Origin of the sequence: Ciceribacter sp. T2.26MG-112.2, assembly GCF_900492205.1 — a bacterium.
GTDB classification, from domain to species: domain Bacteria; phylum Pseudomonadota; class Alphaproteobacteria; order Rhizobiales; family Rhizobiaceae; genus Allorhizobium; species Allorhizobium naphthalenivorans_A.
The window spans coordinates 21,754-37,544 of record NZ_UEYQ01000030.1 but is presented as its reverse complement, the minus strand read 5'-3'; the positions used below and the strand labels follow the sequence as shown (position 1 = coordinate 37,544).

Genomic DNA, 15,791 nt, shown 5'->3' with positions numbered 1-15,791 from the left:
GACATAGCTCGGTTCGAACCCCGGGCGCTGGGCGTGTTCATGAGCTTCGACTTCCACCTGGCATCCGACGAGCCCAAGCTCATCGAGATCAATACCAATGCAGGCGGCGCCCTCCTCAACCTTTCGCTGGCGCGCGCCCAACGGGCATGCTGTGAGGCAGTCAAGTCCATGGTGCCGGGGGCGGACACGCTCGATGCCCTGGAAGAGGCCTTCTTCGACATGTTCCTCGCCGAATGGCGTCTCGAACGTGGGCAACAGCCTTTGCATCGCATTGCCATCGTCGACGAGCGTCCGGAGGAGCAGTATCTCTACCCTGAGTTTCTGTTGTTCAAGCGCCTCTTCGAGCATCACGGGATCGATGCAGTCATAGCGGATCCCTCGGCATTGCAGTTGCGCGACGGCAGCCTCTGGCATGATCAGGGTCTTATAGATCTTGTGTACAATCGGCTCACCGATTTCACGCTGCAAGAGCCAGCTCATCAAGTTCTTCGCGAAGCCTATCTCGAACGTGCGGTGGTGCTGACGCCGCACCCCTTCGCGCATGCCTTGTATGCCAACAAACGAAATCTGGCGGTGCTCAGCGATCGCCCCGGGCTGCTCGCACTCGGGGTGCCCGACGAGATTTCAGGTACGCTGGCGACAGGTGTTCCGAAAACCGAACTCGTCGACGCGGACAATGCAGAGTCTCTCTGGGCGCGGCGCCGAAAATTGTTCTTCAAGCCCGCCTCCGGATTTGGAAGCAGGGCAGCCTACCGCGGCGACAAGCTGACGAGGCGCGTCTGGAGCGAGATCCTTGCCGGGGACTACGTCGCACAGGAACTTGTGTCTCCCGGCGAGCGGCTGGTCGGCGAACCTGGTCCGGCGCGGGCCTTGAAGTTCGACGTCCGCAACTACGTCTACGCGGGCCAAGTGCAGTTCGTCACCGCACGTCTGTACCAAGGGCAGACAACGAACGCACGAACGCCAGGCGGCGGCTTCGCCCCCGTGTTCACGACCGCAACGGCGGATCTCACCGGTTGCGTCCACGGGAGGGATTGTCCTTGACAGTCGATCTCGGGCGCCGCGCCGATGATGGTGCCAGAACCTCAGCTAGCTGTAATGCTGCAGCAATGTTCACCGTGCAATTGAGGACCCCGGCCAGGCGGAACCCTATCGTGTTCGTAACTCAAGCTGAACGATCAGATACCGAGACAATTATTGAGAAGGAGTACTGGCATGCCCCCCCAGCCAAAGGTTCCCGCCGCAACGGCGCTCTCCCAAGAAGAGCTTCATGGCATGGACGCCTACTGGCGTGCCTCGAACTATCTCACCGTCGGGCAGATCTACCTGCTCGACAACCCGCTCCTGCGCGAGCCGCTCAAGCTGGAGCACGTGAAGCCGCGGCTCCTCGGGCACTGGGGGACATCGCCGGGACTGAATTTCATTTACGCCCACCTCAACAGGGTGATCAGGCTCCGGGACGCGAACGTGATCTACGTCTGCGGGCCGGGTCACGGCGGCCCCGCAATGGTCGCCAACACCTATCTCGAAGGCACCTACAGCGAACTCAACCCTGATGTCTCTCTGGACGAGGCAGGCCTGCAGAAGCTGTTCCGCCAATTCTCGTTCCCGGGCGGAATTCCAAGTCACGCCGCGCCAGAAGTGCCGGGTTCCATCAACGAAGGCGGGGAGCTTGGCTATGCGCTTTCCCATGCCTATGGGGCTGCCTTCGACAATCCGGACCTGGTCGTCGCCTGCGTGATCGGAGACGGCGAAGCCGAGACGGGGCCGCTCGCGGCCGCCTGGCACTCGAACAAGTTCCTGAACCCCGCGCATGACGGCGCCGTTCTCCCTATCCTTCACCTCAACGGGTACAAGATCGCCAGTCCGACCGTGCTGGCCCGTATCCCGCCGGAGGAACTGCGCTCGCTCCTGGTGGGCTACGGCCACGAACCGCTCTTCGTGGAAGGGGACGATCCGTCCGAAATGCACGAGCGGATGGCTTCGGTGCTGGACGAGGCTTTCAGGAACATCCGCGAGATCCAGGAAGATGCCCGTGCAGGAAATGGAAGGAAAGAACGCCCCCGCTGGCCGATGATCGTGCTGCGGAGCCCTAAGGGCTGGACCGGGCCGAAGGAGGTCGACGGCCTCAAGACCGAGGGTTTCTGGCGTTCCCATCAAGTGCCGCTTTCGGGCCTCGCCGAGAACGCGGAGCACCTCAGGATGCTTGAGGATTGGCTTCGGAGCTATCGCCCCGAGGAGCTGTTCGGAGAGGACGGCAGCCCGGCCCCGGAGGTCCTCTCCGCCACGCCAGCGGGGACCCGGCGCATGAGCGCCAATCCCCATGCGAACGGTGGGACGCTCCGCAAGACTCTGGACATGCCAGGACTGGCTCCGCATGCCGTCGAGGTCAGCCGGCCCGGCGAGGGGAAGGCAGAGGCCACGAGGGCGATGGGGGGCTTCCTGCGCGAAGTGATGAGGGCGAATGAAGCCCAGCGCAACTTCCGCATCGTCGGCCCCGACGAGACAGCCTCCAATAGGCTCCAGGACGTCTTCAAGGTGACGGGGCGCGCCTGGATGGAACAGATCCTACCGGAAGATACCGATCTTGGCCCCGAAGGCCGGGTACTGGAAATCCTTTCCGAGCATACTTGCCAGGGATGGCTGGAGGGCTACCTGCTGACCGGGCGCCACGGGCTGTTTTCCTGCTACGAGGCCTTCATCCACATCGTCGACTCCATGTTCAACCAGCATGCAAAATGGCTGGACGCGAGCCGGGACATCCCTTGGCGGCGGCCAATCTCCTCCCTCAACTACCTGCTGACGAGCCATGTCTGGCAGCAGGACCACAACGGCTTCAGCCACCAGGATCCGGGGTTCGTCGACGTCGCCCTGAACAAGAAGGCGGACATCGTGCGCGTCTACCTCCCTCCGGATGCGAATACGCTGCTCTGCGTCACCGACCATGTGCTGAGGACCTGGGACCGCATCAACATCATCGTGGCGGGCAAGGCGCCTTCGTGGCAGTGGTTGTCCCTCGACCAGGCAAGGGCCCATTGCGATGCTGGCATCGGCATCTGGGACTGGGCTTCGGGCAAGGGCTCCGGTGACCCCGACGTGGTGATGGCTTGCGCCGGGGATGTGCCCACGGTGGAGGCGCTCGCCGCCGTCCAGATCCTGAGGGAGCACATGCCCGACCTAAACGTACGGGTCGTCAACGTGGTCGACCTGATGACCTTGCAGCCGCGCGAGGTTCACCCCCACGGCCTCACCGACCGCGAGTTCGATGCGCTGTTCACGACGGACAAGCCCGTGATCTTCGCCTATCATGGCTATCCCTGGACGATACACAGGCTGACGTATCGCAGGACCAACCACGCCAACTTCCACGTCCGGGGCTTCAACGAGGAAGGCACGACGACCACGCCCTTCGACATGACGGTGCTTAACGGGCTGGACCGCTATCACTTGGTACAGAGCGTGGTGGAGAGGACGCCCGCCGCCCGTGCGAGCGGCGAGAGCCTGAGGCAGATGATGCAGGAGAGGCTCCTCCAGCATCACGACTACATCAGGGCCCACGGCCAGGACATGCCTGAGGTCCGCGACTGGCAATGGACGGGCGACTAGAGGCCCACGGGAGGTTTTAGGATTGGCGCCAGTGATCCTCGCCCTGAACGCTGGCTCGTCCAGCCTGAAGTTCGCCCTCTACGAAAGGCGAGCGAGCCTGCCCCTCGTCCTGAAAGGCAGCGTTGCATCCATCCATTCCAATCCCCGCCTCCGGGTTTCCAGGGCCGGGGAGCCTGCACGGCAACGCGACCTTTCCGCCGGACCGCTGAACATCGGAACGGCTGTGGAGATCGTCGCCGACGAAATCCGCTCCATGGTCGGTGTCTCCCGGCTGGAAGCAGTAGGCCATCGGATCGTCCACGGAGGGCGGACGTTCAGGTCTCCTGCATTCCTCGACGATGACGTTGTCGAGGAGCTGCGTCGGCTGGTTCCGCTGGCTCCGATCCACCAGCCGCAGAACCTGGAAATCGCAGACCGGGCAAAGAGGCTGTTCCCCGGCGCGGCGCAGGTCGGGTGCTTCGATACCGCGTTCCATGCAGCGCGGCCTGCTGTCGCCAAAGCCTACGCTCTTCCCCGCGGGCTGTCTGAAACGGGCATTCAGTCCTACGGCTTCCACGGGGTGTCTTTTGCTTACATCTCCTCCGAACTCCGGAAGTCGTACGGCCCTCCTGCGGGAGGCAGGGTGATCGTCGCCCACCTCGGAAGCGGCGCCAGCCTCTGCGCGATGCTCGATGGAAAGAGCGTGGCCACGACGATGGGCTTCTCGCCCCTCGACGGCCTGGTGATGAGCACGCGATGCGGTGCGCTCGACCCGGGCGTGGTCCTGTACCTCCTGCAGGAACGAGGCATGCGGGCGGAGGAAGTTGCCAGGCTACTCTACCATCAGTCAGGCCTTCTGGGCATCTCCGGGATCACGGGCGACATGCAGCGGCTGCTCGAATCCGACAGCCCCGAGGCGCGGGCGGCGATCGATCTTTTCGTCTACCGCGCCGGACGCGAGATCGGCTCTCTCGCCGCAGCTTTGGGCGGACTGGACATGCTGGTCTTCACGGCAGGCATCGGAGAGAATTCGCCAGCCATCCGGGACATGATCGGCAAGGCGGCCGGCTGGCTCGGGGTGCAGATAGACCCGGACCTCAACCTGCAGGACGGAATTTTGGTCAGCGCGGCGACTTCGAAAGTACGGGTCCTTGTGATCCCCACCGATGAAGAAGTGGCGGTCGCGCGCGAGGTCCTTCATCTGCTCGAGACGCGATGAAGGGGTGCCGTGACCGTAAACCTGCTGACGACCAGCCAGATCGATGGAGAAAGAAAATGACTACCGGAAAGACGAGGGTGGCAGTGAATGGCTACGGCGTGATCGGCAAGCGGGTCGCGGAAGCCGTCATCCTGCAGGACGACATGGAACTCGCGGGCGTGGCCGACATAACCGCGGACTGGCGCATGCAGGTCGCGGGCGGGAAGGGCTTCCGGATATACGCTGGGCGGCCTGATGCTTCGGCCGAAATGACGGCGAGTGGCGTCGAGGTCGCGGGGAACCTGGACGAGCTTCTGGCCAATGCCGACGTCGTGGTGGACTGCACCCCGAAGAAGGTGGCCGCGGCGAATATCGAAACCTACAGGAAGATGGCGAGGAAGTTCATTCTCCAGGGAGGCGAGAAGCACGACGCGACCGGACACTCCTTCGTTGCCGAATGCTCCTATGAAAGCGCCCTCGGACGGGAAGCGACACGTGTCGTCTCGTGCAACACGACCTCCATCGTCCGGACGCTTTCCGCCTTGAAGAGGGTGGGGTTGCTGCACAAGGCGCGAGGAACGTTGCTGAGGCGCGCAACAGACCCGTGGGAGAGCCATCTTGGCGGCATCATGAACACGCTGGTGCCTGAAGCCGAGATTCCGAGCCACCAGGGGCCGGACGCGCAGACGGTGGACCCGGAACTGGACGTCGTGACGATGGCGGTAAAAGTGCCGCAGACGCTGTCTCACCTTCATTACTGGAACGTCGAACTGACCAGGGCCGCCGTCAAGGAGGAGGTGCTGGACGCGTTCCGGGCATCTTCCCGCATCGCGATGGTGCGCATCGACCGAGGCCTGGCGGCGTTGAACGCCGTCAAGGAATGGATGCTCGATATCGGCCGGCCGCACGGAGACCTGTACGAGGTCGCGATCTGGGAGGACATGCTGAAGGTAGACGGGAATGAACTCTACTACGCCTACATGGTGGACAACCAGGCGATCGTCATCCCCGAGACCATCGACGCAATCCGAGCCTTGGCAGGAACGGAGCCCGACAGCCGGGCATCGATGGCGCGTACCAACGCCGCCCTCGGGATAGGGAGGCTCTCGCGTCAGCCAACTTCGCAATGAGCGCTTCGACTGTCTCTTGTAGAGAGGCGGATAGACATAAAGGAATCCGGCAATCCGCCTAGACGCGTCATGGTCCGGAAGCGCCGATTGCGCTCTTTTGCTTCCTTCCGCACTACGTTAGGAGATATCTTACGGGGAATTGCTGGTTGTTATCCCGCCAGAGTGCGTTTCAGATGCCGCCCATACACAGATACTTCATTTCGAGATACTCCTCGATCCCGTGGCGGGATCCCTCCCGTCCGATGCCGGACTGCTTCACGCCGCCGAAAGGCGCAGCTTCCGAGGACATGCGGCCTGTGTTGATACCGACCATTCCATATTCCAAGGCCTCCGCCACACGCCACACGCGCTTCAGGTTCGACGCAAAGAAATAGGCGGCAAGCCCGTAGATCGTGTCGTTTGCCTCATGCACGATTCCGTCCGCATCCTCGAAGCGGATGATCGGGGCCAAAGGCCCGAATGTCTCCTCTTGCGCCACCGTCATCTCGCGGGAGACATCCGTGAGAACCGTCGGCTGGAAAAACGTGCCTTCCTTGCCGATGCGACCGCCGCCGCATCGAACTGTGCCGCCTTTCGCCACCGCGTCGGCGATGTGGGATTCGATCTTGTCCAAGGCATACCCGTCGATCAGCGGTCCGACGGCGACGCCTGTATCGAAGCCGTCACCGACCGCAAGACGGCGTACCCTCTCCACGAATTTATAATGGCGGCTTGAAAGAAATGGGGGAGAGCACTTTCATCCGTTTTCTCCCCCAACAATCATTCAAACTGTCGTTCAGCCGACGTGGTTACCTCAACATCAGCCTGTGCGTGGATCAACGTGTTTCATCCTTGCCCACGAGGTCCTCGCCGTGACCACCATGGCCATGACCACCGTGGCCATGGAACAGGTGCAGGAGAGGGCAAGCGAACAGGAGAATGTAGGGCGCAAGACCCAATGGATGCGCCCAGTGCTCGCGCAGAAGGAAAAAGGCGAAGATAACCCCGAGCGACGCCGCAAGCAGCATCCATTTTCGATCCCATTTCATATCCGCACGCTCCTCAATCTCAGGGCATTGCCAATCACGCTTACCGACGAAAGCGCCATAGCGGCGGCCGCTATGATCGGGGACAGCAAAAGTCCGAACGAGGGGTAGAGCACCCCGGCGGCTATGGGTACTCCAGCCGCATTGTATATGAAGGCGAAGAACAGGTTCTGGCGGATATTGCTCATTGTCGCGTGGCTGAGTTCTCGAGCCCGCACGATCCCCTGAAGGTCGCCCTTCAGCAGTGTTACGCCTGCACTCTCGATCGCGACATCCGTGCCTGTCCCCATGGCAATTCCGACATCCGCCGCAGCCAGGGCAGGGGCGTCGTTCACGCCATCCCCGGCCATTGCGACCACCCGGCCTTCTTCCCGCAAACGCTTGACGATCTTGCTTTTATCTTCCGGCAGGATTTCGGCCTCGACCTCGGTGATACCGAGCCTGCGGGCGACCGCGTCGGCCGTCGTCTTGTTGTCGCCCGTCAGCATGACGACGCGGACCCCTGCCTTGAGCAACGCTTGGACGGCGTCCGGTGTCGTCGTCTTGATCGGGTCGGCAATCGCCAAAAGGCCCGCCACGTCGCCGTCTACCGCGACGAAGATGACGGTTGCGCCTTCTCCCCTCAGCGTCTCCGCCTGGCTGGTGAGAGAGGAGACATCGATATGAGCTTCCTCCATGATGCGGTGGCTGCCTATAATGAGCTTTCGTCCATCGACACTGCCCGTGACCCCTTTGCCGACCGGACTGTCGAAATCTTCCGCGACGCCGAAAACCAGCTGCCGTTCCGTCGCTGCGTTGACAATGGCAGTTGCCAGAGGATGCTCGCTCGCCCGTTCCAGTGTTGCCGCCAGGCGCAGCAGTTCGATTTCCGTCAACCCGTTTATCGCGGCCATCGAGGTCACCTTTGGTTTGCCCTCGGTCAGGGTTCCGGTCTTGTCAACGACCAGGGTGTCGACTTTCTCGAAACGCTCCAGGGCTTCGGCATTCTTGATCAGGACACCAAGGCCCGCACCCCGGCCGACGCCAACCATGATCGACATTGGGGTCGCAAGGCCCAATGCGCAGGGGCATGCGATGATAAGCACCGCGACTGCGGCTACAAGGCCGTGAGCAAAGCGCGGTTCTGGACCCCATATCATCCATGCGGCGAATGCGACGATGGCAATCCCGATCACCACGGGGACAAACCAACCGGAAACTTCGTCGGCCAGGCGCTGGATGGGCGCTCGCGAGCGCTGGGCGTCCGCAACCATGCGGACGATCTGCGCCAGCATGGTATCGCGGCCGACTTTTCCTGCCTCCATGACGAAGCCACCGGTCTGGTTCATCGTCCCGCCTATCAGCTTTGCACCGACCTCTTTGGTGACGGGCATCGATTCACCGGTGATCATCGATTCATCAACCGAACTGCGTCCTTCGATAAGGCTGCCATCGACCGGGACCTTTTCACCGGGGCGAACCCGAAGCCGATCCCCGACGACAACCATTTCCAGGTCGATGTCCTCGTCGACACCGTCGCGGACGCGGCGTGCCGTCTTGGGGGCAAGGTCAAGAAGTGCGCGGATGGCTCCACCGGTCTGTTCACGGGCTTGCAACTCCAGAACCTGTCCCAGCAACACCAGCACCGTGATGACGGCTGCAGCTTCGAAATAGATGGCGACTGAACCGTCTGCGGAGCGGAAAGTGGCGGGAAACAGACCAGGTGCAAGGGTTGCAACAACGCTGTAAGTCCACGCGACCCCGGTCCCCATTGCTATCAATGTGAACATGTTCAGGCGCATAGTGACGAGGGACTTCCATGCTCGCTCGAAGAATGGAAAGCCTGCCCATAGGACGACAGGTGTAGCCAGAACAAGCTGAATCCAATTCGAGGTCTGGGCACCAAGCACCATGTGAAGATTGGTGAGGTGTCCACCCATCTCCAGCATGAGGACGGGCACGGACAGAACGAGCCCGATCCAGAAACGGCGTTTCATGTCGAGATATTCGGCGCTTGGCCCGGTATCCGTTGTGACTGCTTCCGGTTCAAGAGTCATCCCACAGATAGGGCAGTTCCCGGGGCCAATTTGCTTTACCTGCGGATGCATAGGGCATGTGTAAATTACGCCCTCCGTCTGATCCGTCACTGAACTCTTTTGGGCCACGAGCGTGGCCTGAGCACCGTGCCCTTGATGATGATTGTGGTGACTTTCATGGCTTTTTTGCTCGTCCATTAGATAGCTCCCTGTTGGTTCGTCTCCAGGACTTCGAAAGGAAACGCAGCACGGCGGCCTCGACAATCGCCACCGGAATGGTCGCCGTGCAGCTATGGCAGGCAACCGAAGGATCATACCGCCGTTGAGCGGAAGTGTTCAGAGAATGGATCAGGGAGGGCCGAGAACAGGTCGGTAGCTGAGACCTGTGATTAACTGCTGAGGATGGAGGGATCTCTGAGGGCCAGTACCTACATGAAAAACACCAGGGTTCGAAGGCGGCAGAATGACGTTGCACAGGCTGCATAGGCTTTTGCAGCAGTTCTTCTGCTCTACATGGTGGCGATCATTTTGCCCAGCTACATCACCCATGGATATTCCAACATGTACCGCTTGAGGTAAGTCGTTATCGCATATTTCGGGAGCAGCCTCGGCCATCGGCGCGACGAGGACCATAATTGCGACCAAAGCGGCCAGCAATTTTCTCGCGTATCGTCGGATGGTTTGGCTTACGGCGATCATGATCGCGTTCGGTCCCTATCGTCGTACCCAAGCATATTACCGTGCTGTTGCAAGTGTTGCGTTGATTCTGATGAAGCCCAAGGACATTTTCATGCCCAAAAGGTTGGGCTTGAGTCTGAAGAGATAGTCAAAAGCTGGAGGAACACCCTCCGAGAAAATGGAGTGTAGCATGGCATTGAAGGCGAGCGTGACGAAACTGGCAACTTTTGTGCTTCCGCTAGCCATTTTCGGCACGGTGATCTCCTTGGCTACCGCTCAAAACGCCGCGCCCGGCAAGGTTGTCCAAAGACAGGACGGTATGAAGGCGATGGCAAACGCCGCCAAGTCCATCGACGCCATGTTCAAGGACTTGTCGCCCTATGACGCGAGAGCTTTCAAAGCGGCCGCCGAGACCATTCTGGCTCACTCGGGACTTAGCCTGTCGGCGCTGTTCCACGGTTCCGGTGCCACGCCTGGCTCAAAAGCCAGCCCAAGCATTGAAACCGACCGCCAACAGTTCGACAAGCTGGCAAAAGAGCTTGGCACCTACGCGTCCGCGCTGTCTGTCGCAGCTGACCGAAATCCCGACACACTTGGACCAGAAACGCGGATGCAAACGGGAGATGCCATGGGAGGCGGACCGCTCGCAAGAAAGGTAGACGCAGAGAGGGATGCAGCGTCGATGCCCGCAGAACACGCTTTTCACATGATGCTTCAGACTTGCACGTCGTGCCACGCGACGTTTCGGGTCAAGACGGACTGATCAAATTCATTTTAGACAACGTTGGCGAGGCCAAACTTGGATGGCATACCAGGCCCGATGTTCTCCAGGGTGTCGGCGAAACCTTCGATGATCGGGCAGTCCGGCCGATCATCGCCGTGGCAATGGCTGGCGAGATGCTTCAACGTCTTCGTCATAGCGGCAATCGCCGCAGCCTTGCGCTCGAGTTCCGCGATGTGTTCAAGCGCGATCGCCTTGACGTCGGAGCTTGCCCGCGAACGGTCCCGCCACAGGGCCAGCAGCGTCTTCATCTGTTCGACCGAAAACCCGAGGTCACGAGCACGGCGAATGAACTGCAGCGTATGGACATCGCTGTCGCCGTATGTGCGGTAGCTGGACTCCGTACGGTGTGCGGGCGTGATCAACTTGATCTGTTCGTAATAGCGGATCATCTTGGTCGAGACGCCCGAAGCCTTGGATGCTTCACCGATGTTCATCGTGGTTTCCTTCCATCAAACGGTTTTGAAGCGTCGCAGGCGCAGCGCGTTGGCCAGCACGAACACGCTGGACAGGCCCATCGCGCCTGCGGCGAGGATCGGCGACAGCAGCGTGCCGTTAACCGGGTAGAGGACGCCGGCCGCAACAGGCACGAGGCTGACGTTGTAGGCGAAGGCCCAGAACAGGTTCTGCCGGATGTTGCGGATTGTCGCCTTGCTGATGGCAATCGCACGCGGCACGCCATTCAGATCACCCGACATCAGAACGACGTCGGCACTTTCTATAGCGATGTCGGTTCCGGTCCCGACCGCGAGGCCAATGTCGGCTTCCGAAAGGGCCGGCGCATCGTTGATGCCGTCGCCGATGAAAGCCACCTTGCGCCCGCCGCTCCGCAGCTTGCGGACCGCTTCGACCTTGCCGTCCGGCAGGACTTCGGCGACGACTTCGTCGATGTCGAGCTGGCGGGCGATGGCCTGGGCGGTGCGCCTGTTGTCCCCCGTGATCATCGCGACCTTGAGACCGAGCGCATGAAGGGTCTTGATGGCTTGCGGCGTCGTGTCCTTTATGGGGTCGGCCACTGCGATAATCGCGGCCAGTCTGCCGTCGATAGCGGCATAGAGCGGTGACTTGCCCGCATCGCCCAAGGCGGCCGCCTGCGCCGAGAACGCCGAGACGTCGATGCCGCTTTTCGTCATGGATCGGTCGGCACCGACCAGCACTGTCCGGCCGTCGATCCGGCCGCTCACCCCGTAGCCGGGGGCAGCCTCGAAATCAGAGACGTCGGAAAGTGAAAGGCCGTCGGCCTTCGCCGCTGCGACGATGGCTTCGGCGATCGGGTGTTCGGACTGCGTCTCCAGGCCTGCCACTAGCCGCAGCGTTTCGGCGCGGTCGAAGCCGTCGCTGACCACGAAGTCTGTCAATTCCGGTTTGCCCTTCGTCAATGTGCCGGTCTTGTCCAATGCGACGACATCGACATCGCGCAGTGTCTGGAGCGCTTCGCCCTTGCGAAAGAGGATACCGAGTTCGGCTGCGCGCCCAGTGCCGACCATGATGGACGTCGGGGTGGCAAGGCCCATAGCGCAAGGGCAGGCGATGATCAGTACGGCGACGGCGTTGATCAGAGCAAAGGTGAGCGCCGGCGAGGGGCCAAACAGCAGCCAAGCCAGGAAAGTGAGGGCAGCGGCTGCAATGACAGCAGGAACGAACCATCCCGTGACCCGATCGACAAGCGCCTGGATCGGCAGCTTCGAGCCCTGCGCCGCCTCGACCATCTTGACGATCTGGGCAAGAAGCGTGTCCGCACCGATCTTCGTCGCCTCGAACGTGAAGGACCCCGTTTTGTTGATCGTGCCGCCAACGACATCGTCGCCAGCGGATTTCTTTACCGCAACGGGTTCGCCCGTGATCATGGACTCGTCCACGTAAGAACCGCCATCGACGAGGCGGCCGTCGACCGGGACTTTCTCGCCGGGACGGATGCGCACGATGTCGCCGAGTGCCACGTCTCCGATTTCTATCTCGACGAAGGGTGGCGTCGCCTTAACCGAGTTTGGGATGCGGTAGTCTCTTCTACCTGAACTTCACGCATCAATCGACAAAGCGATTTCCCGCCAGGTCGAGATGGCGTGAGTGCGAAGCTGGCGATGGTCTGCGGCGGTCAAGTCTTTGCGGTGAAGAAGGAAGAGATTGGCGATCTGGCCGTGAGTGGAGACGAAACGCTGACATTGCCGCGCGGACTTGAAGCGCATCATGCGCCGCTCTCGTCGTCGCACAGCAAGATGGGAATTTTCAGCCTGGTTGTTCAATCCCTTGTGCGAGCGATGTTCGACCTTCGGCATCAAATCCGCCTTCGCAGCCGAATAGGAACGCAGCTTGTCGGTCAGCATCACGCGCGGGGCGATACCTTGACCCTTGAGCAGTTTGCGCATCAGACGCAAGGCTGCTGCCTTGTTCCTTCGGCTTTGCAAGAGGGCGTCGAGAACGTAGCCGTTGGCATCGACGGCGCGCCACAGCCAGTATTTCTTTCCCTTGATCGTCACCACCATCTCATCGAGCTGCCACTTGTCGGCAAACTGGCCTCGTGAGCGGCGTCGGAGCTGATTGGCGAACTTCAAGCCAAATTTCGCCGCCCATTCCGAGACGGTCTGGAATGAGACGTTGATGCCGCGCTCGGCCAACAGATCTTCGACGTCGCGTAAACTGAGCGGAAATCGGAAATACAGCCAGACCGCATGGGTGATGATCTCGGCAGGAAAGCGGTGGCGTCTGAAGTGGGCGGCAGGGAATTCGGTCATGACAATCCGAATATCAAGTCGGCTAAAACAGGCGGTTAAGGCGACGCCACCCAGAATACTGCTCCTGTCTTTGTCGCACATGCCAATACCCCTACATGGTATGGGTACTGAACTCTCGAAACGCTGGTCGGTTCCGAAGGGCGTGCAACTTCTGTCTCGAACTCTTGACCACCAGCAGCGCGTGCCCACGCATACGAGATCACGGACGGGAGCTTTGGGGCCGAGCCAGAACTTAATCCACATCAAAGATTCACGGTGCTCGGCAGCGCATGCTGGGATCAACAGCAAATCGCCTGGACGCCACATCTATACGCATCACCCCCGGAGACTGCACCATGGATAGCGAGGTTCCTGCATACGGCCTTTGGTCATTGGTAATTCTCAACTCAGCGGTCTTCATTTTCTTCGCATTTTCATTCTTCAAACCCTCGACAACCCGCGATTGGCGATCGTTCGGGGCCTTTAGCGCCTTCATCGTCGCGCTATTCGCCGAGATGTACGGGTTTCCCTTGACGATATTTCTCGTCTCGGGCTGGCTGCAGTCGCGCTATCCCGGCATCGATTGGTTCTCGCACGATGCCGGGCATCTTCTGGAAGAACTTTTTGGCTGGCGCTCCAATCCACATTTCGGACCGTTCCACATAGCGAGCTTTGTCTTCATCGGCGGGGGATTCGTTCTCATCTCGGCCGCCTGGAAGGTGCTGTATGAAGCTCAGCGCACTCGGATACTTGCCACGAGCGGGCCATATGCTTGGATTCGTCATCCGCAGTACGCCGGCTTCGTGCTCGTCCTGTTCGGCTTTCTCCTGCAATGGCCCACACTGCTGACCCTGGGAATGTTTCCTTTCCTGGTCGTCATGTACTGGCGCCTCGCTCGTTTTGAGGAGCGGCAGGCAATTGCGGAGCATGGCGGCGAATATGAGCGGTACATGCGGGATGTCCCCGGCTTCATCCCTCGCTTTCTTGGCCCGCCGGCCGATAAAGCACGCCCCTAATTGCCGGCCTGACCTATCCACCTTCCGCCATTGCTGAAGGACGCGACGGCGCTAGATCACGAAAAAGGTAGAGCAAAATGACACATAGAACTTCTGTTCGCGTCGCGGTGAACGGTTTCGGCGTTATTGGCAAACGTGTCGTGGACGCGGTGCTTCGACAAGAGGACATGGAGCTCGCAGGTGTGTGCGATGTCGTCGGCGACTGGCGTTTGCGAACCCTCAGCCAAAAGGACGTCACCCTGTACGGTGCCTCGGAAGAAGCTGTTCTCAGCCTGAAGGACGCGGGGTTTGAGGTTTCTGGCACGCTCGATCATCTCCTTGACAAAGCCGACATCGTTGTCGATTGCACTCCGAAGCACGTCGCCGCAGCAAACGTCGAGCGTTACAAATCTCGCCGCATCAAGTTCATTGTCCATGGCGGCGAAAAGCATTCGGTCACAGGCCATTCCTTTGTCGCCGAAAGCTCCTTCGCCAGTGCGGTCGGACGTGATGCGACCCGCGTCGTGTCGTGCAACACCACGTCTATCGTCCGAACGCTGACCGCTCTGAAGCAGGCAGGTCTGCTGAAGCGCGCTCGCGGCACCTTGCTGAGACGGGCAACGGACCCTTGGGAAAGCCACCTTGGCGGCATAATGAATACGCTCGTTCCCGAGCCCGAGATACCTAGCCATCAGGGTCCAGATGCCCAGAAAGTCGACCCGGATCTGGATGTCGTGACCATGGCCGTGAAGGTGCCGGAGACAATTGCACATCTGCACTACTGGTCGGTGCAGCTCACGCGAAATGCGGAGAAGGAGGAAGTCCTTGACGCATTCCGCGCGTCGTCCCGGATAGCTCTGGTACGAACGGCCGACGGCCTCACCGCTATCAACACGATCAAGGAACTGATGGCTGACCTCCATAGGCCGTTCGGCAACCTATATGAAGTCGCGCTATGGGAGGACATGCTGCGCACCGAGCGGGATGAGCTCTTCTACGCCTACATGGTGGACAATCAAGCGATCGTTATTCCTGATACGATCGACGCCATTCGCGCATTGTCTGGCCTGACACAGAATGCCGAGTTTTCCATTGCACGGACCAACACCGCCCTCGGCGTCAGGCAACGGTTCTATTAACCCGCAAGCGAGTGCCGCCCAAAAGCGGCACTCATTCGGAAATGCCAGCGACTGCGCCTTTGCGCGGTCTAATCGACACATCCTCGTCCTCCTCATCGGTCTCCAGGCGCATAAGAATTGGACAGTGAGGGCGATGGTCGCCACGGCAGGCGTTAACCAACATCTTCAGTGTTTGTGCCATTTCCTGCAAGGCTTGGATCTTTCTCTCAAGTTCCGCGATATGACCCTCGGCCAACCGCTTGACCTCCGCACTCTGGCGCGACTCGTCCCGCCACAGTTCCAGAAGTCCGTTGATCTCAGCGACGGAGAAGCCAAGGTCGCGTGCGCGACGGATGAAACGCAGCATATGCACGTCTGTATCTGAGTAGTCCCGATAGCCGGACCCTGTACGATCTGCCCGTGGTATCAAGCCGGTCTGCTCGTAGTAGCGGATCATCTTGGCCGAAACGCCGGATGCTCTGGATGCTTGTCCAATGTTCATGAGCGATTTCCCTTCGTAGTGGACACCGTCCTTGGCAGGCGGCGTCACCCTTT

Annotated in this window: 12 protein-coding genes and 2 pseudogenes; 7 read left to right on the top strand and 7 right to left on the bottom strand. The window is 60.5% G+C overall.

Features of this window, described 5'->3' with window-relative positions; genetic code table 11:
• The 4 genes from DYZ14_RS21890 to DYZ14_RS21875 all read left to right on the top strand — a co-directional run.
• A partial coding sequence (locus DYZ14_RS21890; RefSeq protein WP_210209314.1) for a hypothetical protein occupies positions 1 to 1,044 on the top strand: 1,044 nt, incomplete at its 5' end.
• Positions 1,045 to 1,215: 171 nt separating this feature from the next.
• Positions 1,216 to 3,606: a phosphoketolase family protein gene (locus tag DYZ14_RS21885; RefSeq protein WP_154722648.1), complete on the top strand. Its 2,391-nt coding sequence runs from the start codon at positions 1,216 to 1,218 to the stop codon at positions 3,604 to 3,606.
• A 31-nt stretch (positions 3,607 to 3,637) separates the two neighbouring features.
• Positions 3,638 to 4,804, top strand: a complete 1,167-nt coding sequence (locus DYZ14_RS21880) for an acetate/propionate family kinase (RefSeq protein WP_332308691.1) — start codon at positions 3,638 to 3,640, stop codon at positions 4,802 to 4,804.
• A gap of 56 nt (positions 4,805 to 4,860) precedes the next feature.
• Positions 4,861 to 5,913, top strand: a complete 1,053-nt coding sequence (locus DYZ14_RS21875; protein ID WP_154722646.1) for a type II glyceraldehyde-3-phosphate dehydrogenase — start codon at positions 4,861 to 4,863, stop codon at positions 5,911 to 5,913.
• A gap of 169 nt (positions 5,914 to 6,082) precedes the next feature.
• On the opposite strand, the pseudogene DYZ14_RS21870 reads toward DYZ14_RS21875, so the two are convergent.
• From DYZ14_RS21870 to DYZ14_RS21860, 3 genes and pseudogenes are all read right to left on the bottom strand, one after another.
• A pseudogene (locus DYZ14_RS21870) lies at positions 6,083 to 6,613 on the bottom strand (aldehyde dehydrogenase family protein); the annotation flags it as partial.
• 115 nt (positions 6,614 to 6,728) lie between these two features.
• Positions 6,729 to 6,941 carry a DUF2933 domain-containing protein gene (locus DYZ14_RS21865; protein WP_154722645.1) on the bottom strand — a complete coding sequence of 71 codons (213 nt, stop codon included), beginning with the start codon at positions 6,939 to 6,941 and terminating at the stop codon, positions 6,729 to 6,731.
• On the bottom strand, positions 6,938 to 9,151 hold the full coding sequence (locus DYZ14_RS21860) for a copper-transporting P-type ATPase (RefSeq protein WP_154722644.1): 2,214 nt from the start codon (positions 9,149 to 9,151) through the stop codon (positions 6,938 to 6,940). The genes DYZ14_RS21865 and DYZ14_RS21860 overlap by 4 nt, the downstream gene beginning before the upstream one ends.
• Before the next feature lie 670 nt (positions 9,152 to 9,821).
• Here DYZ14_RS21860 and DYZ14_RS21855 point away from each other — a divergent pair.
• Positions 9,822 to 10,394 carry a c-type cytochrome gene (locus DYZ14_RS21855; RefSeq protein WP_232365634.1) on the top strand — a complete coding sequence of 191 codons (573 nt, stop codon included), beginning with the start codon at positions 9,822 to 9,824 and terminating at the stop codon, positions 10,392 to 10,394.
• 11 nt (positions 10,395 to 10,405) lie between these two features.
• Here the strand turns inward: DYZ14_RS21855 and cueR (DYZ14_RS21850) are convergent, their stop codons facing one another.
• The 3 genes and pseudogenes from cueR (DYZ14_RS21850) to DYZ14_RS21840 all read right to left on the bottom strand — a co-directional run bounded on the left by cueR (DYZ14_RS21850) (position 10,406) and on the right by DYZ14_RS21840 (position 13,144).
• Positions 10,406 to 10,849 (bottom strand): Cu(I)-responsive transcriptional regulator, encoded by a 444-nt coding sequence (cueR, locus tag DYZ14_RS21850; RefSeq protein WP_012653056.1) that lies wholly within the window; start codon positions 10,847 to 10,849, stop codon positions 10,406 to 10,408.
• A 15-nt stretch (positions 10,850 to 10,864) separates the two neighbouring features.
• Positions 10,865 to 12,376: pseudogene (locus DYZ14_RS21845) on the bottom strand (copper-translocating P-type ATPase); the annotation flags it as partial.
• A 54-nt stretch (positions 12,377 to 12,430) separates the two neighbouring features.
• Positions 12,431 to 13,144 carry an IS6 family transposase gene (locus DYZ14_RS21840; RefSeq protein ID WP_037095196.1) on the bottom strand — a complete coding sequence of 238 codons (714 nt, stop codon included), beginning with the start codon at positions 13,142 to 13,144 and terminating at the stop codon, positions 12,431 to 12,433.
• A 335-nt stretch (positions 13,145 to 13,479) separates the two neighbouring features.
• On the opposite strand from DYZ14_RS21840, the gene DYZ14_RS21835 reads away from it, so the two are divergent.
• Positions 13,480 to 14,139 (top strand): methyltransferase family protein, encoded by a 660-nt coding sequence (locus tag DYZ14_RS21835; protein WP_080843338.1) that lies wholly within the window; start codon positions 13,480 to 13,482, stop codon positions 14,137 to 14,139.
• 77 nt (positions 14,140 to 14,216) lie between these two features.
• Positions 14,217 to 15,257, top strand: a complete 1,041-nt coding sequence (locus DYZ14_RS21830) for a type II glyceraldehyde-3-phosphate dehydrogenase (RefSeq protein ID WP_080843337.1) — start codon at positions 14,217 to 14,219, stop codon at positions 15,255 to 15,257.
• Between the two features lie 31 nt (positions 15,258 to 15,288).
• Here DYZ14_RS21830 and cueR (DYZ14_RS21825) read toward each other — a convergent pair whose 3' ends face one another.
• Positions 15,289 to 15,738: a Cu(I)-responsive transcriptional regulator gene (cueR, locus tag DYZ14_RS21825; protein ID WP_080843336.1), complete on the bottom strand. Its 450-nt coding sequence runs from the start codon at positions 15,736 to 15,738 to the stop codon at positions 15,289 to 15,291.
• Between the last annotated feature and the right edge of the window lie 53 nt (positions 15,739 to 15,791).